This is a genomic window from Streptomyces sp. DSM 42067, from assembly GCF_055792885.1.
This window is the reverse complement of record NZ_CM147706.1, coordinates 6,910,057-6,932,757: the sequence shown is the minus strand read 5'-3', so window position 1 is coordinate 6,932,757 and position 22,701 is coordinate 6,910,057. Positions and strand designations below refer to the sequence as shown.

Below are 22,701 nucleotides of genomic sequence, written 5' to 3'. Positions count from 1 at the left end.
GATCGGTCCCCCTTCACACACGGTGGCACGCAATGCCCCCGTCTCCTACCATCATGGCCAAGCGGGCCCTCGTCGGAAACCTGTGCGATCAGGCCACATGATCAGGCCGACCGCCCGGGTTCGTCCTGTGCCCGCGTCAACTCCCGCAGGGAGGCGTCGAGTTCGGCGGCCAGTGTCGGGTCGTCGTCGACCGCGACCACGGCGTCGTACAGCTCCTGCAGCGCGGCGGGACCCCGGCGGCGCAGCGCGGTGAGGATGCCGGTGACATCGGTACGCGCCTTGTTGTGCCGGGGCAGCGTTCCGGTGAGAGCGGAGCTGAGCTGCCCGATCACGGTCTGCCGTTCGGCCGGGTCGGCCATCAGCGGATACGCGAGCAGCGCGGCCACGGCGCGCGGCAGCGGGGAACGCGCGGGCAGTTGGGGCGCGGCGGGCACCTGAGGCGCGGCGGGTGGCAGCACCTCGGTCCGCCCAGGGCTGCGCAGCAGGATCTCCGGGTGCTGCGCGGTGCGATGCGCGGCCCGCAGTTCTTCCACCTTGGCCCGTACGGCGGGGAAGAACTCCTCCGGGTCGGGCAGAGCGGGCAAGTCGGCGCCCCGCTCGGCGAGCAGGGCGAGCGCGATCTCGGAGAAGAGGCCGGTGGCACGGACGGGGTCGTTGGCGGCCTCCCGGCCACGGCCCGCTGCCCGCAGCACGATCTGGCGGTGGGCCAGAGTCCGGTGCCCGCGGGGCAGGGCGTCCGGCGGCAGGGGATCCCGGAAGTCCAGGTCCTCCTCGAACGTCTCGCAGGCGTCGACGATCCACAACTGGTCGGTGAGCGATGCCACGGCGTCGCTCGTGTACCGGTCGAGCGCCGATTCCAGGTCGATGGCCACCTTGTCGCCGGTCGTGGCGTCGGCGCAGAGCAGGCGGGTGTGGCCGGACCCGTCGAGGACGCCGTGGCCGCCCCACCACACCCACAGCACGTCGCCCTGCGCCGGGGAGAGTTCGTGGACGAGGGTACGTCGGAGGGTGGCGTGGTCGGCGCCCGCGTACGGAATGCCCGGCGCGAAGCCGTCCAACGGAGCTAGGTGGAGCCTGAGTTGCGAGTCCGGGACCCCGGCGGCGCGCAGCAGGGAGTGGAAGGCGAGGGCGTCACGGGCGGGCCCCGGCAGGTCCCAGCTGTGCCCCGCCTCGTAGCGCTCGATACCGACGATCAGTGCGTGCACCCGGTCGGGGCTGAGGTGGCTCACGGCAGGCGGCCCACGATCTCGCGGTAGACGGCTGGGTTGGTCCAGTACGCGCTGTGCGAGGCGGGGAAGGGCTGGCGGCTGTCGACGGACACGTCCGTGACGCGGCCGGGGAAGAGACCCGCGCCGAGGTAGGCGAGGAGGTCCCGGGGGTCGTACAGATTGAGCCAGTCGGGAACGTGGGGCGGCAGCGACTGCGGGTGGGTGAGCGAGGGCAGGGAGCCGGACTCGTACAGGAACGGCCCCTGGGAACCGGCCGTCACCAGGAGGCGGACCTGGGGCAGCGGCGCGCCGACGAGGGTGTCGAGGGCGATGATGCCGCCGAGGCTGTGCCCGATGAGGACCACGGGTCCGGGCAACTCGCCTATCAGGGCGCGCAGTTCGGCCCGCAGGGGCTCGCCACGGCTGAGGTAGCGCAGGATGTCGCCGGCGGCGGGGTGGGCGGCCTCGGTGAGGGCGCGGCGGCGGCGCAGGGCGGCCCGCGCCGCGGCGCCCGTCGCGATGCGCAGCAGGCGTCCGCGCAGTGTGCGCCCGCTGCCGGCGGGCGGCGCGCCCAGGGTCTCGGCGAGGCGGGCGGCCACGGCGTCGCGGGTGTCGCCGTCGGGGATCAGCGGTGCGTCGGCGTCGAGCGCGGCGGCGACGACACGGGCTGTCAGGGCGCGGGCGAGGATGACGGCCAGGTCCTCCGGGGACAGGGCGGCGGCAGCCGGTGCGAGCAGCGGGTGGGCGGCCAGCGCGGTCGCGGACTCGGCGAGCCCGGGCCCCAGTTCGGCCGTGGCTGCATCCCCTTGGGCGGCCAGCTCGCCCAGGCGGGCGCGCACGGCCTGCTCGGGGCGGGCCGCGCCGGGAGGGCGCTCGGCCTTGGGCGGCGCGGCGGCCGCGGCCAGGGCGAGTTCGGCGTCGGGGTCGTCGTAGAGGACTCCCCAGGCGGCGATGTCGTCCCCGTCGCCGGAGGCCAGGGTCCGGGCATGCCCGCTGGACGGCGGCAGACTGGCACCTCCGGCGCCGAGTGTCGCGCCATGGGTGTCGCCCCAGTAGAACGGCACGAACCGCAGCCCGGACCGCTCGGCATCGAGCGAGGCACGGACGCTCTCGGCCAGCGCGGTGAAGCGCGGCTCGCGCACCCCTGTCCCGTGGATGAAGACGACCGTCGTCCCCGTCATACGCGCAACCCCCCGTCGGCGTCATGACCATGGCGGCACGGCCACGGCCGTCACATGACTGTCACAGCGTCACATCACCAGTGTGGCATGGACGTTCTGGATGGCACCCCAGGCGATGGCACGCGGTGTCACCGCCCCAGGGGCCGGACCTTCTACAGCGGTCTCCTACAGCGGCATCGGCGCAAGGTCGCACTCGATGCGCCGGCGCTGCTGGGCCGCCAGCAGCCAGGGATGGTCGCTGCGCACCACGCGGGTGAAGCCCTCCACGGCGCGCCGGCCCAGTTCGTCGGCCTCCTCGCCGCGGCCCAGCCCCCGCAGGTCCAGGGCGAGGTTGGCGGTGCAGGCGAAGGTCAGCGGGTGGTCCGGGCCGACGGCCTCGGTCAGCAGCGGCAGATTGGCCTCGTCGACCTCGTGGGCGTGCTCGAAGTCCAGGCGGGCGTAGTGGTTGTTGGCCTGGCCGATGGCGACGGTCCGGGTCAGCACGTGGCGCTTGCCGAGGGTCGCCGTGAGGCGCGCCGCGGCCGCGTCGTCGAGTTCCTGCGCCGTGTACACATCGCCGAGGGCGCGCCCGGTGGCCGCCAGGTTGGCCATGGTGATGAGGGTGTGCGCATGGTCGGGGCCGAGGCGCTGAGTGTTGCGGCGCACGGTCTCCTCTCCCAAGGAGCGCGACCCTTCCAGGTCGCCGACCAGGCGCCTGTCGACAACCACGTTGATCGCGACGGTGAGGGTGGCCGAGTGGTCGTCCCCATAGCGTGCCGTCAGACGGCGCAGCGTCTCCTCGGAGAGCTTCGCGGCCTCGGCCACGGCGCCGTCGCGGCGCCGGAACACGGCGAGGTTGCGAGCGGCTTGCATGGCGACCGGGTTGCGCTCGCCAAACGCCTCACACTGCCTGCGGTACGTCTCCTCCTGGCGGTCCCGAGCCCCCGGGTAGTCGCCGCTCTCGCACATGTCGAGGGCGACGGCGTTGAGGGTGTTGAAGGTGAGGCCGCTGTTCGGGCCGAACAGCAGGTCGCGCTGGCGGTGCGTCTCCTGGTCGAGGGCGAGCGCCTCCCGGTACTGCCCGCACAGGCGCAGCCCCACACCGAGGGCGTGGGCCGCCTGGAGCGTCGTGGGGTCCTCGGGTCCGAACTGCGACATGGCCCGGTCGTACGCCTCCTGGGCGAGGTCGCGTGCCTGGGTGAACGCGCCCTGGTAGCGCAGCGCGTCACACATCTGGGTCATCGAGTCGAGGAGCTCCTCCTCGTCGACACCGGCGCGGCGGGAGATCTCCAGGGCTTGTTCGTTCAGCGGGATCGACTCGGTGACCCGGCCGAGCACACGCAGGCAGAAGGCGAGGAGCTTGGAGATCCGCAGGGCCTGGGCGTCTTCCTCGCCGGAGGTCCGGGTCCAGGTCTCGCGGGCCTGCCGTGCGAGGACGACCGCGTTTTCGTGGTCGCCCCAGTAGTACAGGAAAGACGTCGTGTCGTGGATGAGCTCGCGTACCCAGGTGTCGTTGCTGGCGACCGCCTCGGAGGTGAGGATGTGCGGCAGCAGCGCCAGGTAGGCCGGCCATTCCAGGGACGAGGAGGGCTGACCGGGCTTCGCCGCGGACAGCAGCTGGTGTGCGGCGTCACGGGTCGTCCGGCGCTCGTCCTCACCGAGCTTGGTCAGCAGCACGTTCTGCAGCAGCCGGTGCATCTGCAGCGTGTCGTTGCGCAGGTCCAGTCTCACCAGCGAGAACTGGCCCAGATCGCGGATGGCCCGGCTGAGCTTGATCGACTCGCGCAGCACCGGGTTGACGTCGGGCGCGATGTCGATGCCGCGGCTACCGCGCAGGAGTGACAGCGGCACGGGCTCGGGGGCCATGCAGGCGCAGATGTCGAGGAGTTTGCGGGCGCCGGGGTTGTTCTCGCCGATCCGGCCGAGCGAGATGTCCCAGGCGGCGGCGACGGAGACCGGATAGTCCGGGTTGGGGTCGAGTTCGTGGATCTCCGGGCTGCGCTGGTCGAGGAGGGCCAGGTACTCGGTGACGAGCATGCCGGTGACCCCCAGCCACGCGCCCGCCTGCTCGACGGCGAGAGGCAGGTCGCCGAGCGCCTCGGCGAGCCGCCCGGCCTCCTCGCGGGACAGGTCGGGAGAGCGCTTCTGCAGCAGCTGGATCGACTCGTCGCGCTCGAAGACGTCCACCGGCAGAGGGGTGGCGACCCGCTCCCAGTCACGGTTGCGCGAGGTGACGATGATCTTGCCCGGGCCGTTCGCCGGGAAATAGCTGCGGACGGTGTCGATGTCCTCCGCGTTGTCGAACACCAGCAGCCAGTTGTCGTACGGAACGCCCGTGCGGAGTGCTTCCAGAGCCGCAGGCACCGCGGTGTTGGCGGCCGGGGCCCCCCGGTTCTCCGCGTCGGCGGGGACGACGCCGAGACGCGCGGCGAGCTGCGAGAGCGCACCGAGGATGAGACTCTCGCGCTCGGCGGGGATCCAGCAGATCACCTTGTACTGCTGCTGGTGGGTGTAGACGTACTCCAGGGCGAGCTGTGACTTGCCGACACCGCCCAGGCCCTGCAGTGCGTGCGGCAGCACCGCCGCGGCGTCCTGGGCTTCGAGTTGCTCCTCCACTAGGGCCAGCAGCGCCGTACGCCCGACGAACGATGTGTTCCGCAGGGGTACGTTCACCAGAAGGGCGTTCCCTGCGCTGGTGGTGCTGCTGTGCATGGGTGGCTCAGCCTCCGGGGCTTGAGGGTCGGACGTGGCGGGGAGGACCGGAATCGGCACGAGCTCTCCAGAGGGTGGTGGATCAGCGTTCTGCTCTGGGTCAACGCCGTCTGCGCCGGACAGTGACTCAAGGGCAGCTAGCCCAGAAGGAACAGCTTCGCGTCGATTCATACCATTTTGCGGGAGTTCAATAGTTTCAGGCAGTTCGATGCGGTTAGCCCGGTCGCTGTACATGCTCCCGGAGAGCGCCCGCATGATGGCGAGCTCGGGGCGCCACCAGTCGTCCCACGGATCGGGCAGCGGACGGCCGACGGGGTCGCGCACCGCGGCTCGCAGCGCCACCCCGCCTCGGCCGGCCGCAGGCAGCTCCCCCAGCAGACCGACGATGCGGGCGAGTTGAGGGCGGGTCGTCGTGGCGAGCAGGGCCTCGCGCACTCCGTCGGCGAAGTCGGGGCGTCCTTCACCCGCACCCTCCCAGTCGATGAGGCCGCCCATGAAGATCTCCGCGAGATGAGCGGGGCCCGTCTCGGGCATGGCGCGCCGGCGGAGTTGGTCGATGAGACCGAAGTCGATGGGCACGGTGGCCAGATGGGCGGCAAGGCGGCGCGCCGCCGGAGTGGCGAGGGTGCGGAAGCGGCGCACGATGGCGCGGGCGGCGGCGGGCAGGCCGTGGCGCGGGGCGTTCAGGCCGGGCGCGGGCGAGCCCTTGGTGAGCGCGCCCGCCAGTACGACGGGCAGTGCGTGCCGCACTCCCCGTTCGCCGGTCACCAGGTCGGCCCAGGCGGCCAGTGACTGGGGCTTGAGCGAGAGCACCGGCACGGGCACGGTGTCGTCTCCGCCCTCCGGCAGGGGACGTACCGGGTCGGGTCCGCTGGTCGGCGGCCGGTGCAGCAGAACGGGGTTGGGTCCGCCGAAACCGCCCGCCTCGAGGACCGCGGGGTACGGGTAGAGCGACGAGCGGTGCCGTAAGTGGGGTGGCAGCAGATGGACGACCGCGGTGGGCCCGGCGCGGCCGAGGCGGGTCAGCAGGGCGTCGGCGGCCCGGCCCGCCCAGCCGTGCGCGAGGCCGTCGGTGACCACGAGGAAGATCCGGGTGCCGCTGCCGTCGAGGAGTTCGGCGGGGTCGGCGCCGGATGTGGTGTCCCAGCGCAGCGAGGGCGCGCCCTCCGTGGGCAGGTCCACCTTGACGGGGCGGACGTCACGGAAGGCCCCGCTGGCCTCCGCCGCGGAGGTCAGCCTCGCCAGGTCCTCGTCCCAGATGCGCATCGTGGGCGCGTCGTCGACGAGCAGGACCAGGTCGAACGCGGTGTCCTCGGCGCGCCGGAAGTACGGCAGCCACAGATCATCGGCGAGAGCCCGCTCGGCGGTGACGACCTCGTCGAGTTCCAGCGCGGTACGGGAGGGCACCCGGCGGCCGACACGGTGCAGGGAGCGGGCGAGCAGGGCGGTGCGCCGGGCGGGGGCGGGCCGGTCGGAATCGGGCATGGGCAGCCGCGGCCGGTCCAGGCGCAGGGTCAGCGGGCCTTCGGGATCGGCGTCCGGCACCGGCGGCGGCACGGTGCCCGTGTCAGGGAGCGGCGGCGTATACGGGATGTCGGGCATCGGCCCCGGCGGCGGCCCGGGCTCCGACGGCGGCAGGGGTGGCGGCGCCTCGGCCTCACCGGTGCCGGGGGTGTGGCCTCGGCTGTCCCAGTACGCGGCGAGCCAGACGGCGTCGGCGAGTTCCTGCCAGTGCGGAGCGGACTCCGGCGCGTCGGGCGTGGCGTGGCCCGCGGGTGTGCGGGGTGGATGGGCCGACGGAACCGCCCGGCCGGTGTCGCCCTCGCCTGGACCGGGTGAACGCTCCCTGGGAAAGCCGTTCAATTCAGCGGCCCTTCGCGAGGTCGCGGAGCAACGACTCCACGAGCTTACGCCCGTTACCGTCCGCCTGGAAACCACCCATAGTGGTCAATTGGACAGCGTTGAGTAGTTGGTCGAGGGAATGCGTGCCGCCGCCCTGCACCCGCTGCAGGAACTGGTCGACCAGCGGCTCTGCCTGCTCCTCGTCGGCCTCGAGGTGGCTGCGCACGATCGCCAGGAGCTGCTCCTTGCCCGGCATACGCATGTCCAGGGGCAGGCATCGCCTGCGGAACGCGGCCGGAAACTCACGCTCGCCGTTGCTGGTGATCACCACGATCGGGAACTGGCGGCACTCCACCCTGCCCCGCAGGATGTCCGCGCGGCCGCCGAGATCGTCGGTGTGGACGCTCGCCGTGTCGGCGGCGTCGCGGGCCAGCTCCGCGATCTCGTAACTGCCGTTCTCGAGCGCGTGCAACAGGTCGTTGGGCAGGTCGATGTCGCTCTTGTCGAGTTCGTCGACCAGGAGGACGCGGGGGCGGTCGTAGGGCAGCAGCGCGGTGCCGAGCGGGCCGAGGGTGATGAAGTCGCCCAGCGTGGGCGGTCGGTGCTGCGCGTCCGCGGGGCCGCCGGTGTGCTCCGGTGAGGGATCGGGCGACGCAGGTGGACGCGGGGAGTCGTCGGGGCCGGTGGCGCGCGACTCGGCCCGCCACGCGGCTATGGCCTGGGCGCGGCCGATGGCGTCGTAGGCGTACAGGCCGTCGCGCAGGGAGGTGCGGCTGACGATGTTCCACGACAGGACGCGGCCCAGGCCGAGTTCACGGGCGATCAGATAGGCCAGAGTCGACTTGCCGACTCCGGGCGGGCCTGTGACGAGCAGCGGCCTGCGCAGCAGGAGGGCCGCGTTGACCGTGTCGACCTCGGACTCGTCCAGGTGCGGGGTGATGTCGACGCGGCCGAGGCGGCGCAGCTCGGCGGGCTCGTCCGCGGGCGGTGCGGGCAGGGCCGGGCCGCCCGCGAACCGGCGCCAGGCCGGTGGCTTCGGCAGGGACGGCGCCTTCCCCTTCGGGGGCACGCCCGTGGCTTGGAACACCCGCCAGGCGTGCGGGTCGCGCTCCTCCTGCGCCGTCATGGCCGTGCCTCCTCACTGTCGGTGCGCGGTTCTCCGCCGGGGTCGGCCGCGCGATCGGGGTGGACAGCGCCGGAGCCGTTGACGGAGCCGGCGGTGCTGGTCTCGTGGAGGTCGCGGCTGTCGCGGGCGCCGAAGCCGGTGCTCTGCCCGGTCGGCCCGCCGAGGGTCTCGTCGACGGTATCGCCGTATACGTCGGCCTCCGCGCCGAGGAGCGCGTCCACGGCCGTGCCGGACGCGCCGTGCAGGGTCAGGCCGGCTCCCGCGTCGACGTCTACGAGGCGCGTCGGGTCGTCCCAGAAGAAGGCGATGTGCTTGCCCAGGAGCAGCGGGCCCGCCACGTCGTGCTCGGCCCGGCGCCTCAGCCGCTGGATCGCCAGGGGGATCTGGGTGGACGTCGAGACCGAGGCGAACACGGCACTGACCACTTCCCTGCGCTCATGCGCGAAAACCCCCCTGCGGTCCCAGACCGCGAGACCGATGCCCTCCGCGAGCGCCGCCTTGAGCGCCGTGAGGGCCGACTCGTCGTCGGGCGCATCGAGGACGACCGCTGTGCAGCCGGGCTCGCCCGCGAGTGCGGTCTGCCATTTGGCCAGGTCACCGGGGTCGGGACCGAGCCAGCTGTGGACCTTCACGCCGTCCCGGCGCAGTGTGCGCCATCGCTCGCGCCAGGCTGCCATGACGACCGGGTCGTCCGTGCGCATGCGGTCCAGGCTGCGTAGGTGCACTGCGTATTTCAGCGCGAGCGACATGGCCGCGCCGTCCCCGAAACGGAGCCTCAGGCCGGCCATGTCGTGGTTGAGCAGCTCGTAGGGGAGCATGAACTCGACGTACGCCGCGGGGTGTTCGGGGTCGGGACGTTCGGCGGGGCCGTCGGTGCGCTGGTCGGCCCACAGGCGCGAGGCGCGCCGCAGGGCCCGTTCGAGTGCGGGGGCGAGTCCGTCGAGGGTGGTGTGCTCGGGCTCGGCGGGCTGCGGGTCCCAGCGGCCCGGCCCCGTGTTGAACCAGGACCGTACGACGATGTCTTCGGAGGTGTCCCGGGCGGGGTCGACGGCGACGATCAGGCAGCGCGGGATCTCCGGGTCGAGGACCGCGGTGGCGCGTCCGAGGCGCCGCTGCTCGAGGACGTGGGTCAGGCCGGCGTGCTGTGCCCAGGAGTCTGCCCAGCCGGTGAGGGGCCCGGCATGCTCGGTGCCCGCTGCGTGCTCGGCGGCGTGGTCGAGGAGCAGGACGGCCGGCGGCAGACCGTCCGGTTCGACCATGAACTCCGCCAGGTAGCGCAGTAACTGCGTGGGAGTGCGGTGGAGAGGCACCTCGCACACGACGTCGGCAGCGAGGTCGTTGCGCAGCCGGTCGGCGGGCAGGACGTCCTCGGCGGCCTCCAGCAGGCCCTGAGCGGTGCGGATGTCGTACCCGCTGAGCGGCCCCTGCTGGAGGCTCACCGCAGGTGGCTGCTGGGCCGCCGTGGCGATGAGCCGGTGCAGTTCGGCGGCGGCGTCCGGACCCTCGTAGGCGTGGACGACGTCCGCCAACACGAGTTCACCGTCCGGGACGCTCAGCGCCGTACGCACCAGGGCGACCACGTCCGGGCGCTGTTTTCTGCCCTGCAGGTCTATCGGGCGGCCGAGGTCCTGCCCCAGTGACTGGGCCAGTTCCAGGCGGCTCTGGGCGTCCTCGGTGCAGCCGAGCCGGCACAGGGCGTCGGTCAGCAGGTTCACGAGCGCACGCTCGGACGCACGCCTGGCATCGCCCCCGGGCCCACCGCGTCCCGTTCCTGCCTCCACCGACCGTCCCCCATGAGTCGGTACGTATGTCTGTACCGCCCAGCGAAGTTAGCACGCCAACTCACGGTTAACCAGGCGGGGTTGATGCGACAAGCGGGACGGCAGGGGCGGGACCGGCTGCCACTGGCGTGGATCCACCGGCTCGGCGCCGTGGGTCCAACGGCTCCGAGCCGAGGGTCCACCCGCTCAGAGCCGAGGGTCCACCGGCTCCGACTCCAGTGCCAGCACCGCGAACACCGCCTCATGGACCCGCCACAGCGGCTCGCCCGCCGCGAGCCGGTCCAACGCCTCGAGCCCGAGCGCGTACTCGCGCAGCGCGAGCGAGCGCTTGTGGCCGAGGAAGCGGCCGCGCAACCGCTCCAGGTTGTCGGGACGCGTGTACTCGGGACCGTAGATGATCCGCAGGTACTCGCGGCCGCGGCACTTGATGCCCGGCTGCACCAACCGGCCCTGCCCGTCGCGAACCACGGCCTCGACCGGCTTCACGACCATGCCCTCCCCGCCGCGGCCGGTCATCTCCAGCCACCAGTCGACGCCCGCCTGCACGGACGCCGGGTCGCCGGTGTCCACGAAGAGCCTGCGGGTGGTCTGCAGCAGGCCGCTGCCGTCGTGCTCGACCATGCGGTCGATCAGCGCCAACTGCCCGTCGTGCGGCAGCGCGGCCAGGCTTCGGCCCTGGACGGCAAGGACTTGGAACGGGGCGAGCCGCACCCCGTCCAGACCGTCGGTCGTCCAGCAGTAACGCCGGTACGCGTCGGTGAACGCCGCGGCGTCCATGGCGCGTTCACGCTGCCTGGCGAGCAGATCGCCCACCTCGGCCCCGCGCGCGGCGGCTGCCTCGAGGGCGGCGAGCGCGCCGGGGAAGACGGCACCGGAGGCGGCGCCCACCGCCGCGTACTGCGTGCGCAGCAGCCCGGACGCCTTGAGCGACCAGGGCATCAACTCGGCATCCAACAGCAGCCAGTCCGTCTCCAGTTCCTCCCACAGCCCGGCCCGGGTCACGGCGGTGCGCAGCCGTCCGAGGATCTCCTCGGTGGCGGTCACATCGTCGAAGAAGGGACGGCCGGTACGGGTGTAGAGGGAGCCGGTCACGACCGACTCGCCCGTGGTGGCGGCCGTCGCGCCGAAGCGCTCGCGCGCCACGTCCGCGTCCCGGCACACCAGCGCCACCGCGCGCGAACCCATGTGCTTCTCCTCGCACACGACCCGCGCGACCCCGTCGGCCGCGTACTGCGCGAAGGCCTCCGCCGGATGCTCCAGGTAGCCATGGATCCGCGAGGTCGCGGTCGGCGCCATCGTCGGCGGCAGATACGGCATCAGCCTCGGGTCCACGGCGAACCGGCTCATGACCTCCAGCGCCGCGGCCGCGTTCTCCTCACGCACCGAGACGCGGCCGCCGTGCCGGGTCTCCACGACCCGCCGGCCGTGCACATCGGCGAGGTCCAGCGGCCGGCCCTCGTGCCCGCCGGGCGCCTCGGTCGCCAGCGGCTTGGCCGGCTCGTACCAGACCTGCTCGGCCTGTACGGCGACGAGCTCCCGCTCCGGCCAGCGCAGAGCGGTGAGCTTGCCGCCGAACACCACACCGGTGTCGACGCAGATCGTGTTGTTGAGCCAGGTGGCGGTGGGCACGGGTGTGTGGCCGTAGACCACTGCGGCGCGGCCGCGGTAGTCCTCGGCCCACGGGTAGCGCACGGGCAGCCCGAACTCGTCGGTCTCCCCGGTCGTGTCGCCGTACAGCGCGTGCGACCGGACCCGGCCCGACGTCCGGCCGTGGTACTTCTCCGGCAGGCCCGCGTGGCTCACGACGAGACGTCCGCCGTCGAGTACGTAGTGGCTGACGAGCCCGTCGATGAACTCCGCCACCTGCTGCCTGAACTCCTCGCTCTCCCCCTCCAGCTGCGCGACGGTCTCCGCCAGACCGTGCGTGTGCTGGACCTTTCGGCCCTTCAACCAACGCCCGAGCTTGTTCTCGTGGTTTCCCGGCACGCACAGTGCGGCGCCGGACGCGGTCATGGACATCACGCGGCGCAGCACGCCCGGTGTGTCCGGGCCGCGGTCCACGAGGTCGCCGACGAAGACGGCAGTACGGCCCTCGGGGTGGGCGCCGTCGACGTAACCGAGCTTGCCGAGCAGCGTCTCCAGCTCCGAGCCGCAGCCATGGATGTCGCCGATGATGTCGAACGGACCCGTGAGATGCGTCAGGTCGTTGAAGCGCCGCTCCCGCACGACCTGTGCGCTCTCGACCTGCTCGACGCCGCGCAGGATGTGCACCTTCCGGAAGCCATCGCGCTCCAGGTGCCTGAGCGAGCGACGCAGTTCACGGGTGTGCCGCTGGATGACACGGCGCGGCATCCCGGCCCGATCGGCCCGCGTGGAGTTCCGCTCGGCGCACACCTCCTCGGGCACGTCGAGCACGATGGCTATCGGCAGCACGTCGTACTGCCGTGCCAGCTGGATCAGCTGCTTACGGCTCTCCTGCTGCACGCTCGTGGCGTCGACGACGGTGAGCCGGCCCGCCGCCAGCCGCTTGCCCGCGATGTAGTGCAGGACGTCGAAGGCGTCCCTGCTGGCGCTCTGGTCGTTCTCGTCGTCGGCGACGAGGCCGCGGCAGAAGTCCGAGGAGATGATCTCGGTGGGCTTGAAGTGCTTGCGGGCGAAGGTGGACTTGCCCGATCCGGAGGCGCCGACGAGGACCACGAGGGACAGGTCGGTCACGCCCAGGATGCGGGTGGTGCCACCGGCGGTGCCGGTGCCCTTGTCGTTCCGGTTCGTCATGCGGCCTTCTCCTCCTTCGCGTCCTGTGGGGTGTCGTCGGCCGGCCGTGCTGTGTTCTTCAGGGTCTCCGCCCCGGTCTTCAAACGGAACGTGGCCATCTGCGTGGGCGGTCCCAGCTCGGGGTCGTCCGGGCCGATGGGGCTGAACTCCACCTCGTACCCGTGCCGTTCGGCCACCCGGACCGCCCAGCCGCGGAACTCCTCGCGCGTCCACTCGAAGCGGTGGTCGCCGTGGCGGGCGCGCCCCGCCGGGAGGGTCTCCCAGCGCACGTTGTACTCCACGTTCGGCGTCGTCACCAGCACGGTCCGGGGGCGTGCGGAGCCGAAGACCGCGTACTCCAGGGCGGGCAGCCGCGGGAGGTCGACGTGCTCGATGACCTCGCAGAGCACCGCCGCGTCGTACCCCTTGAGCCGGGTGTCGGTGTAGGCGAGCGAGCCCTGGAAGAGCTTGACCCGCTCCGCCTGCCGCTCGCCCATCCGCTCCAGCTTCAGCCGCCGCGTGGCGATGGTGAGCGCCCGTATCGACACATCGACACCGACGATCTCCTTGAACCTGCTGTCCTTGAGCAGTTCCTGCACCAACTGGCCCTGTCCGCAGCCGAGATCGAGTACCCGGCTCGCACCGGCCTCGCGCAGTGCCCCGAGGATCGCCTCGCGCCGCTGCACGGCCAGGGGAACGGACCTTTCGTCCGTATCTGCGGACTCGTCGCCGCCTGCGGACTCGTCGACGGCGTTGTCGATCTCCTCGACCTCGGTGTCGTCCGCCTCGGCGAGCCGCACCAGCTCCAGCCGCTCCATCGCCGCACGGGTCAGCGACCAGCGCCGCGAGAGATAACGGCTGGTGATCAGCTTGTGCTCCGGATGCTCGGCCAGCCAGCCGTCACCAGCCCGCAGCAGCTTGTCGACCTCGTCGGACGCCACCCAGTAGTGCTTGGCGTCGTCGAGCACCGGCAGCAGGACATAGAGGTGCCGCAGCGCCTCCGCGAGCCTCAGCTCTCCCTCGAGGACGAGGCGTACGTACCGCGAGTCGCCCCACTCCGGGAACTGCTCGTCCAGCGGGACGGCATCCGCGGTGACCGTCCAGCCGAGCGGCTCGAAGAGCGCACGCACCAGCCCTGCGCCGCCGCGCGCGGGCAGCGCGGGCACCTCGATACGCAGCGGCAGCGGCTGCCCGGCCCGCTCGGGCCGGGCAGTGCACTGCCCCTTCATCGCGCTGGAGAACACCCTGCTCAGCGCCACGGCAAGCAGCGACGACGCGGCATACGGCCGGTCGTTGACGTACTGCGCGAGCGCCGCGTCCGGTGCGCCGCCGCGCCCCTTGCCCTTGCCCCGCCGCACCAGGGCCACCGCATCCACCTCCAGCAGCAACGCCGCCGTGCAGCGTTCCGCTGACGCCTCGGGGTAGAGGACGTGCGCGGTGCCATAGGAGGTGGAGAACGCCTGCGCGTTGTCGGGATGCTTGTGCAACAAGAACCCGAGGTCGATCGCGGGGCGTTCTGGGGTACCGGTGGTACTGATCGTCAGGAACACGCGTCCGAGTATGGCCGCGTCCCCTTCGTACGGACCAAGGAATTTCGAGCCCTGCCTCGCCGTACGCGTGCTTCGGCCTGCTGCTACGACAGCTGCGACATCACCTGCGACGAGATCAGCTCCAGATGGTCCAGGTCGTCCAGATCGAGGATCTGGAGATATACCCGCTGGGAGCCGATCGTCGCGTACCGCCCGAGCTTGTCCACCACCTCGGCCGGGGACCCGGCCAGGCCGTTGGCCTTGAGCTCGTCCACCTCCCGTCCGATCGCTGCCGCGCGGCGCGCGACCTCACTGTCGTCCTTGCCGACACACACCACCAGCGCGTTGGAGTACACCAGGTCACTGCCCTTGCGGCCGGCCGCCTCCGCTGCCGCCCGCACCCGGCCGAACTGCCGCTCGCTGTCCTCGATCGACGCGAACGGCATGTTGAACTCGTCGGCGTACTCGGCCGCGAGCCGGGGCGTGCGCGTCGCGCCGTGTCCGCCGATGAGCACCGGCACCTTGGCCTGCGCCGGCTTCGGCAGCGCAGGCGAGTCGGTCAACTGGTAGTACTCGCCGTCATAGCTGAAGCTCTCGCCGACCTCCGTGCTCCACAGCCCGGTGACGACCGCCAGCTGCTCCTCGAGCCGGGCGAACTTCTCCTTCGGGAACGGGATGCCGTACGCCTTGTGCTCCTCCTCGAACCAGCCCGCTCCCAGGCCGAGTTCCACGCGGCCGCCCGACATCTGGTCGACCTGCGCCACCTGGATCGCCAGCACACCGGGCAGCCGGAAGGTACCGGCCGTCATGAGCGTGCCGAGCCGGATCCGCTTGGTCTCCCGGGCCAGCCCTGCAAGCGTGATCCAGGCGTCGGTGGGACCCGGCAGCCCGTCGACGGAACCCATCCGGAGATAGTGATCCGACCGGAAGAAGGCGTCGAAGCCCAGATCCTCAGTGGCCTTGGCCACGGTCAGAAGAGTGTCGTAGGTCGCCCCCTGCTGGGGCTCGGTGAAGATGCGAAGATCCATGCCTCCATCCTGCACGGAGGTGCCCCAGAAGTGCCATGCGTCCTGTGAGCCCTCTGCGATCCATGGGGCATATGGGACCGCTGGGCACTTGGGACCTCGACCACACGCAGACTGACCGGAAAGCTACCCGGCCGCCGAGTCCGGTTCCGGTTCCGGTTCCGGCATGCTCTGCTCGCGCACCGCGAGTCGGCGCAGCATCTCCAGCACCCGGTCCCGGCACTCGTCAGCGGCGTCGATCGCCTCCATGCACTGCCAGTACGCCCCTTCCTCGTCTGCGGAGCAGGCGATCCCGACGAGAGCGATGCCGACCTCGCCCAGCAAGCCGCCGAGGCCCAGCAGTGCCTGGCGCGCGTCGCCGATCTCCGTCAGCTGCGCCGCCCGTATCTCCCCGATGCCCAGCGTCGGAGCGTCCAGCGCGCCACAGCCTCTGCCGCCCACCTCGCTCAGGCCGAGCGCCTCGCCCCGTAACTCAGGCGGGCCGGTGACCGCCAGCCGGCTCCCGATCGCCTGAGCCAGCGCCTGTGCCTGCCATGACTCCACCACGATGTCCGGCACCCCTTGGCTCTGCGCCAGGGCACGCCTGTTCGCTTCGATGAGCCGCACCGCCTCCATCGCCGCCCCCGTCCGTCCCGCACGCGCTGCCGCGCGCTGCCCGCACTCCTCTATCCACTACCCAGAGTGAGTTGCCAGGAAATGAAAAGCCAGAGGTCGTCCGGAATCTGTGGACAGAAAACGAGATGTGGACAACGCAATCACTCCGGAGAGTGACGAAGAGCGGATCCTTTGCGGCGCGTCAGCCCTCAAGGGGCGGCTCCCGGCGCACCCACGGGCTCCCGCGCACTCATGGGATCCCAGGCATTCAAGGGACCGGGCCCGGACGGGCCGAGCCCGGACGGACCGGGCCCGGCCCCTCACCGACCCCCGGGCGCCGGAAACCGCCGCTCATTGCGGTCGATCTTCGCGTCGAGCGCCGCCAGCGCATCGATCCCCAGCACCTCGCACAGCTGCAGTAGATACGCGAGGACGTCGGCGACCTCGTCCGTCACCCGGTGCGCCGACTCGGGATCGTCCATCACCGCGGCCGACTCCTCGGGCGTCAGCCACTGGAAGATCTCGACCAGCTCGGAGGCCTCCACGCTGAGCGCCGCGACCAGGTTCTTCGGCGTGTGGTACTGCTGCCAGTCGCGGGCGGCCGCGAACTCGGCCAGTCTGCGCTGCAGCCCCGCCACATCAAGTTCCTTCACGGTCCAGGTCTACCACCGTGACACCGTCCGCCTCCGCGGCCCATGACGCGTTCTGCACCGCGCCCACCAGCCGGATGTGCCCGCGCTCGCACGTCAGCACGGCCAGCCTCGCGAGCTCACGCAACTGCCGCTCGTCCAGACAGCGGTCGAACCCGTCGGCGAGGACGGTGAGGCACTGCAGCGCCTCCGGCACCTCGGCCACCGGATCGACCTCCAGGACGCCCGGCCCGGTGAGCAGCACGAGAGCCAGCGCCAGAAACCGCAGCTCACCGTCGCCGAGCCGCCCTGTGGGGGTGCGCACGCCGTCGCCCCGGTCGAGGACCGCGCGCACCGTCCGGCTGTCCAGCTGCTCCGCCCGTACGTCCTCCACAGTGCCGGCGCAGCCCGCCCGTACCGCCGCGACCAGCTGCGCGTGCCGCTGGCCGCACTCCGACCTGGTGCGCCACAGGACCTCGGCGAGGTTGTCGCAGCCGCCCAGCAGCCGCCCCTCGTCGAGCGGCACCGCGCCCCGCATGCGCCGGGGCAGCGGGTCGCAGGCGAAGACGGACCGCAGCGCGACCACCACCTGTTCCGCCGCGGCGAGCACATGGCGCTGGCCGTCCGTCTTGCCGGCCACCCGCAGCGGAAGCAGCGCCGTGCCGAGCCGGTCGTCGGGCAGCGGGGCGCGGGTCACAGGTGAGGTGCCCGCGGTGTACCAGGCCGCCTGGACGGCGCGCCGCCTCGGGTCGCGCAGCGCCGTCTCGAGCAGCGTCAGCCCGCCGGCCGTCAACCGCTCGCCGACGATGCGCAGTTCGGGTTCGGCCTGTACGGCGACGTCGAGTCGTACGGCACCGACGGGGCCGTCGACCGTACAGCCGATGCGGAATCCGCGCCGCCGCTGGGCGTCGGGCCTGGCGCGCTCGGGCACGCACGCGACCGGGTCCGGGAACGCTTCGCCGAGCTTCGCCCCGCCGCCGAGCCGCGCCAGCGCCTCGTACGCCCGCAGGGCACTCGATTTTCCGGTGCCGCTGGCTCCGGCGAAGAAGGTCAGCGGGCCGAGCGGGAAGACGGCGCGGCGGTGCGACGCGAAGGCAGAGAGCCTTAGTTCGGTGATGCTCGGCCGGTCAGGGCGCGGGGCGGGCGCCGCCGGGGTCGCGCCCCGGGAGAGCACGGTCATGTCCGGGACCGTAGGCGGCGAAGGACCAGGCGAATCGTTCCGCTGGAGCGACCTTCCTACGATCGAGGGACCGTATGCGCAGCCGCGTCGACGGCGGGGCCTGCCGAAGAGGTGTCATACATACCTGCCGGGGCGGCACGCCTTCAACGGCGGCGCTTCCGCCGCCAGGCCCGGCCTCGTCCGCCAGGTCTGCGCGGCACCCCGGCCTCAGGACCTCACAGCCCGTGCTTTCCGGCCCCGGCCACGAGCCCCTGGACCTCGGTTCCGGGTGGTGCGAGCAGGAAGACGTTGCGGTCGACACGGTGCATGCCGCTGCCGAGACCGAAGACGACGCCGCTGGCGAAGTCCAGGACGCGCTTGGCGACTTCGGTCTCCGCGCCGGTCAGGTCCAGCAGGACCGGGACCTGTGCCATGAGCGTCTCCGCGACCTTCCTGGCGTCGGCGAACACATTGACGCGCAGCACCACGAAGCGCCGGTTCGTCTCGGTCTCCGCCTCCGGCATCGCGCGATGACCTGGCCAGGACGGCCACTCGTCGCGGTTTCGCAGCGGTACGACCTGGGCGAGCCCCTCCCACTGTTCGTCGGTGACGTCGTGGCTGTTCATGCCCCCACCCCGTCCGGGCTCGTCCTGATTGTCTGCACCGGGCAATTCTTACAACCAGTCACCCGTTCGGCCCAACAGCGACACGGAGTGGAACGAGAATACTGACCGAACGTCTGTCTGCGGGAGCGACGTCGTGGACGTCGGCGCCGGTCAGGAGCATGCGCCTCCGGTGGGGGCGGAGGCCTTCGGCGGTCTGGCCGCATGCTGAGAGAACTGCTTCGACCCTGAGGCGTGATCCCCAGGAGCGTGGGCCAGGGGCGCTAGTCCTGATCCCCGAGAGCGTGGATCGGGGGCTCTAGCCCTGATCCCGCGAGCGTGAATCCGGGCCGCTAGCCCTGAGGCCGCGAGTCGCGCGGCCGGAGGAACTCAGAGTGACCCCCCTGTCGGGCTTCCGCCCGGCTGATGATGACGGCGAGCTCGCCCGTCGCCTGACGGAGCGCCAGTTCGAGGGCGGCCGGGGTGTGCAGGTCGCCGCTGCCGTCGGGCGGAACGAGCCACTGCAGCGAGCGTCCGGACCGGTAAGGGGGAGGGACGGCGACCCAGGAGCCCTTGCCTGCGTAGCGGATGCCGGAGCCGATCCAGCGGCAGGCCGGATCCGGCGGCAGGAAGAAGCCGACTCTGTGCGCTGCGAAATCCGCGAGTGTGGGCCCGGGCTCGTACTGCGGGGTGCGCAGCAGGGTGTCGAGCGTGAGCAGGCCGAGCTCCTCGGGAACGCTGAGCACGTCCCAGAACCGTCCGGAAGCCAGTACCACCGTCCCGTGTTCGCCGTATTCCCACTCCCGTTTGCACGCGCGGGGATCCTTCGCGGCCGCGGCGAGCCACTCCATGGCTTGCCTCGAGGCCGAATTCCTCATGACCCTCCTCCATAAAACATCTGCTCGGCATGATCGGACGGAGAATCAACTCCCAACCGGCACAAACCTGTTCGGATTGGTGCACCGGGTCCGACGCGCTCATGCTGGTAGATATTTCTACGGCGCGGAAGGGGTGGCGAAGCCTGGCGTTTCGTGGAAATGCGTTCGCATATGGTGGCGCGTTCACAATCGGCTCACATGTCCGGCCTCACGGCTTCACCCATGGGACGACTGTGCGATGCAGCGCGAGGCCCGTGAGGCCGATGGAAGCCGCGGCGCGGCGGACCTCGATGGCGAACCGCCTGTGGGGAAGGGATCCGCCGCGCGCGGAACGAAGCGCGGGACCGGCTCGCGAGGCAGCGCCGCCCCCAGCGCTCCGGCAACCTCCGCGTCCTCAAGGTGTGTTGCGTGATCGTGTGGAGAGGTTCCCTGCCGCAGCAGTCAGATGCTGTACGCCACGACGGCCTCCACGAACCGCCCCACCTCCTTCTCCGGCAGGTTGCGCGCCAGGTCGGCCTCGCTGATCATGCCGACCAGCCGCTTGTTCTCGTCGATGATCGGAACACGGCGGATCCGGTGCTCCTCCATGGTCTCCAGCACCTGCTTGATGTCCGCGTCCGCCTTCACCGTGACGGGCTTGCCCTGCGCCAGTTCACCGGCGGTCATCTTCGTCGGATCACCCCCGGCGGCCAGGCACTTCACCACGATGTCGCGGTCGGTGATGATGCCGTGCAGCTTGTCGTCGTCACCGCAGATCGGCAGCGCGCCCACATCGAGGTCCCGCATGCGCCGTGCCGCGGCATCCAGCGTCTCGTGCTCGCCCACACAGTCCGCACCGGTGTGCATGACGTCTCGCGCACTGGTCATGACAGCCTCCTTGGCAGCGGATCGGCCTGCGGAGGCGCGAGGATGCCACGGCATCCCTGGGCTGCCACGGCATCCCTGGTCTGCCACTACTCCCCTGGTCGCCTCCTGTGCCTTGGCCCAGATCCATTCTCGCTCCGGCCGATCCGCGATGCATCCGAGGCAGTCGGCGCTACCCGCCCGTGGTGGCGTGCCCTCACCGCCGGCGCGCCGCCTCCACGGCCGCCGCGACAGCGGTGCTCAACCGTCCGCGTCCGCCCCGATGACGGTCGGCGGCATCATCTGCCGGCGCTGTTCCGTCAGACGCTGCCGTTCCTCCTCGCCGAGTCCGGCGAACACCTGCTCACGCCTCCGGTGGAGTTCGGCGAGCTCCTGCTCGCCGAGCCCTGCCATGTGCTTCCGGCGGGACTCGATCAACTCGGCGGCCTGTTCAGGTGTCAGCGGCTGGATCATGGTCGTCATCTCCTCGATCACTTGCAGGAACTGTTCGGTCGACGTCCCGGCCGTACGGCCGAGCGCGCCGAGCACCGCGAGCAGGCGGGACCGCAGTTCCAGGTTCTGCCGAAGCCGTTCCTCGACCACGTCCAACTGCTGCCGGACCAGCTCGGCCGGGTCGTGGTCCGGCTCGTCCGCCAGCGTCGCCCGGATCTGCTCCAGGGGGAGCCCGAAGCTCCGCAGCGCCAGGATGCGGTGCAGCCGCCGGACGTCGCCGCCGGTGTAGCTGCGGTGTCCACCGGCCGTACGCGCGGACGGCGAGAGCAGACCGAGCTGGTCGTAGTGGCGCAGTGTCCGTACGGTGAGGCCGGTTTCGCGCGCCAGCTCGCCGATCTTCCGCATGCTCTCGTCCGTCTCTGCCATCCGTCTCCTCCCAGGGGTGCAGGACTCACGCTAGAAGGTGACGTAACGTCACTTTCAAGGGAAGGGGTCACCTGTGCGGCCGCAGGGACTACGACACCCAGGTCGTGGCCGTGTCCGAGTAGCGCAGCAGCACGCCCACCCCGTCTTCCAGCCGCGGTTCCTCGTGTGGCGGTACGACGACCAGCTCGGCGCCCGTACCGACGGCTGCGCGGATCAGAGCGGCATCGGCCGATTGCTCCTCGACGGCGGCCACGCCGAAGGACCGCAGGTCCACAGGGGACAGGGCGATGTGCGTCGGCGCGGGGCCGGTCCACACGCGCGCAACGAACTCCGTGTGCTCGTTCACCAGGAGGGACCTCGCCTGGCCTCGCTGCAGCGCGGCGACGGTGGCCCCCAAGCCCTCCGCCGCGCTCCCGTACCGGGCCCGGTGCGCCATGAACGTCTCCGCCTGGGCCCGGTCCCGCGCCGCCATGCGTCCGCGGAACAGCTCCCCGAGTTCCCCCTCCAGCAACGCCCGGCCCCCGTCACCTTCTCCCGCTCCGCCCTCGGCGACGATCGCGCGTTCGCTCAGGCGCCGGGGCAGTCTGTGGAGCAGGACGCCACGCGCCCACACCTCCCCGCACACGACGATCACCTCCGCACCGCCCCGGTCAGCCAGCTCCTCCAGCTCGCCCACGACCTGCGCCACGCCCCTCTGCCAGTCCGCTGCGGGGATCCGCCGACGGGAATGCGTGCCGGGGGTGACCCTGCTGATGGGCCACCGGCCCGTCTCCAGGTCGACCTGCAGTTCCTCCTGGGCGCCGGTCTCGCCTCTCAGGTCGGCGCGGTGCACGACGACAGCCGCGTACGGAATGTCCGGTGCGTGCTGAACCGCCAGCGGCATGGCGTCCGGCAGTGAGGTGAACTCGGCCAGGTCACGGACGGGCGGATCGGGCAGCTCTTCCACCAGAGCGAGCCGCCCCTGTGCCGCGAAGATCGCCTGGCCGTGCCGGCCCGGCACCGTCCTGTCGGTCCCGATCACGGCGGCCACCGCAGCGACGGTGGCGGTATCGGCCCCCTGTGCGGTCAGGTCGTCCCGCACATGACGTCGTCGCAGGTCGTTGGCTGTCTCAGGGTCCTCGATGTCGCGGGACGTATTCACATAGGCACATGCGTAGGGACCCGGCCGTGCGTACAGCGGTTCAAGAAAGGACAGCTTCACGGTTGCCTCCTGGCCTCACCCCTTGTCCTTACCGTTGCCGTTGCAGGTGCCGTCGCCCCTGGTCACACGAGGGTCTGATGGTCGGCGGCGCGTCGGCGGGACGCCTCGATCTCGGCGTAGGCCTGGTCTCGGCCCTCCCAGTGGGAACCCTCGACGGACTTGCCGGGTTCCAGGTCCTTGTAGACCTCGAAGAAGTGGGTGATCTCCAGCCGGTCGAACTCCGGGACATCGCCGATGTCCTGCGTGGCGGCGTAGCGCGGATCATGGGCGGGCACGCACAGGACCTTCTGGTCCATGCCCTTCTCGTCGCGCATGACGAACATCGCGACGGCCCGGCACTCGATGACGCAGCCGGGAAACGTCGGGTCACCGGTGATGACCAGGGCGTCCAGGGGGTCGCCGTCGCTGCCGAGGGTACCGTCTATGTATCCGTAGTCGGCCGGATACTTCGTGGACGTGAACAGCATCCGGTCCAGCCGGATCCGCCCCATCTCGTGATCCATCTCGTACTTGTTGCGGGAGCCCTGCGGGATCTCCACGATCACGTCGAATTCCACGGTGGCTCTCCTTGTCCGCGTACTCGGCCCGCCCACCGGGACCCGGCCGCTCACAGGCGCGGGTCCAGGTGGGCGTCCCCCTTGTGTCGCATCGCAGATCGGCCGCTTCCTGCCGTCCGGCTACCCCCTGGGATCGGCCGTGAACGGAATCGGTGCGCGCGTTTTCCTGGATTTGCCTGCGCACGGCCGGATACCCGGTGCGGGATTCCTGCCGTGATCTTC

General features: G+C 71.4%; 17 protein-coding genes. All 17 read right to left on the bottom strand.

Annotated elements, in window-relative coordinates; all coding sequences use genetic code 11:
• Positions 1-101: 101 nt before the first annotated feature.
• The 17 genes from ACSMXV_RS31350 to ACSMXV_RS31270 all read right to left on the bottom strand — a co-directional run bounded on the left by ACSMXV_RS31350 (position 102) and on the right by ACSMXV_RS31270 (position 22,479).
• Positions 102-1,229 carry an effector-associated domain 2-containing protein gene (locus ACSMXV_RS31350; RefSeq protein ID WP_473174502.1) on the bottom strand — a complete coding sequence of 376 codons (1,128 nt, stop codon included), beginning with the start codon at positions 1,227-1,229 and terminating at the stop codon, positions 102-104.
• Positions 1,226-2,389: an alpha/beta fold hydrolase gene (locus tag ACSMXV_RS31345; RefSeq protein ID WP_473174501.1), complete on the bottom strand. Its 1,164-nt coding sequence runs from the start codon at positions 2,387-2,389 to the stop codon at positions 1,226-1,228. Before ACSMXV_RS31345 ends, ACSMXV_RS31350 begins: the two co-directional genes overlap by 4 nt.
• 165 nt (positions 2,390-2,554) lie before the next feature.
• Positions 2,555-6,943, bottom strand: coding sequence for an FxSxx-COOH system tetratricopeptide repeat protein (fxsT, locus tag ACSMXV_RS31340; protein WP_473174500.1), 4,389 nt, complete (start codon positions 6,941-6,943; stop codon positions 2,555-2,557).
• A 1-nt stretch (position 6,944) separates the two neighbouring features.
• Positions 6,945-8,048: an AAA family ATPase gene (locus ACSMXV_RS31335; protein ID WP_473174499.1), complete on the bottom strand. Its 1,104-nt coding sequence runs from the start codon at positions 8,046-8,048 to the stop codon at positions 6,945-6,947.
• Positions 8,045-9,763, bottom strand: coding sequence for a VMAP-C domain-containing protein (locus ACSMXV_RS31330; protein WP_473174498.1), 1,719 nt, complete (start codon positions 9,761-9,763; stop codon positions 8,045-8,047). Before ACSMXV_RS31330 ends, ACSMXV_RS31335 begins: the two co-directional genes overlap by 4 nt.
• A 252-nt stretch (positions 9,764-10,015) precedes the next feature.
• The gene (locus ACSMXV_RS31325; protein ID WP_473174497.1) at positions 10,016-12,604 is read right to left on the bottom strand and encodes a polynucleotide kinase-phosphatase; all 2,589 of its coding nucleotides are present in this window, start codon (positions 12,602-12,604) and stop codon (positions 10,016-10,018) included.
• A complete protein-coding gene (locus tag ACSMXV_RS31320; RefSeq protein ID WP_473174496.1) occupies positions 12,601-14,133 on the bottom strand; it encodes a 3' terminal RNA ribose 2'-O-methyltransferase Hen1 in 1,533 nt (510 codons plus the stop codon). Before ACSMXV_RS31320 ends, ACSMXV_RS31325 begins: the two co-directional genes overlap by 4 nt.
• Before the next feature lie 83 nt (positions 14,134-14,216).
• A complete protein-coding gene (locus ACSMXV_RS31315; RefSeq protein ID WP_473174495.1) occupies positions 14,217-15,140 on the bottom strand; it encodes an LLM class F420-dependent oxidoreductase in 924 nt (307 codons plus the stop codon).
• 123 nt (positions 15,141-15,263) lie between these two features.
• Positions 15,264-15,752, bottom strand: a complete 489-nt coding sequence (locus ACSMXV_RS31310) for a DUF6099 family protein (RefSeq protein ID WP_473174494.1) — start codon at positions 15,750-15,752, stop codon at positions 15,264-15,266.
• 299 nt (positions 15,753-16,051) lie between these two features.
• Positions 16,052-16,384, bottom strand: a complete 333-nt coding sequence (locus ACSMXV_RS31305; protein ID WP_181864281.1) for a nucleotide pyrophosphohydrolase — start codon at positions 16,382-16,384, stop codon at positions 16,052-16,054.
• The gene (locus ACSMXV_RS31300; protein WP_473174493.1) at positions 16,371-17,540 is read right to left on the bottom strand and encodes an AAA family ATPase; all 1,170 of its coding nucleotides are present in this window, start codon (positions 17,538-17,540) and stop codon (positions 16,371-16,373) included. Before ACSMXV_RS31300 ends, ACSMXV_RS31305 begins: the two co-directional genes overlap by 14 nt.
• Before the next feature lie 215 nt (positions 17,541-17,755).
• Entirely contained in the window at positions 17,756-18,145 is a 390-nt protein-coding gene (locus tag ACSMXV_RS31295; protein WP_473174492.1) for a cell division protein SepF, read from the bottom strand.
• A 329-nt stretch (positions 18,146-18,474) separates the two neighbouring features.
• On the bottom strand, positions 18,475-18,999 hold the full coding sequence (locus tag ACSMXV_RS31290) for a hypothetical protein (protein ID WP_473174491.1): 525 nt from the start codon (positions 18,997-18,999) through the stop codon (positions 18,475-18,477).
• Between the two features lie 441 nt (positions 19,000-19,440).
• Positions 19,441-19,866 (bottom strand): CBS domain-containing protein, encoded by a 426-nt coding sequence (locus tag ACSMXV_RS31285; protein WP_181662420.1) that lies wholly within the window; start codon positions 19,864-19,866, stop codon positions 19,441-19,443.
• A gap of 237 nt (positions 19,867-20,103) precedes the next feature.
• Entirely contained in the window at positions 20,104-20,721 is a 618-nt protein-coding gene (locus tag ACSMXV_RS31280) for a MerR family transcriptional regulator (protein ID WP_473174490.1), read from the bottom strand.
• Between the two features lie 88 nt (positions 20,722-20,809).
• Complete coding sequence (locus tag ACSMXV_RS31275; RefSeq protein ID WP_473174489.1) at positions 20,810-21,922, bottom strand: baeRF2 domain-containing protein; 1,113 nt, start codon at positions 21,920-21,922, stop codon at positions 20,810-20,812.
• 62 nt (positions 21,923-21,984) lie between these two features.
• The gene (locus tag ACSMXV_RS31270) at positions 21,985-22,479 is read right to left on the bottom strand and encodes an inorganic diphosphatase (protein WP_473174488.1); all 495 of its coding nucleotides are present in this window, start codon (positions 22,477-22,479) and stop codon (positions 21,985-21,987) included.
• Positions 22,480-22,701 lie beyond the last annotated feature (222 nt).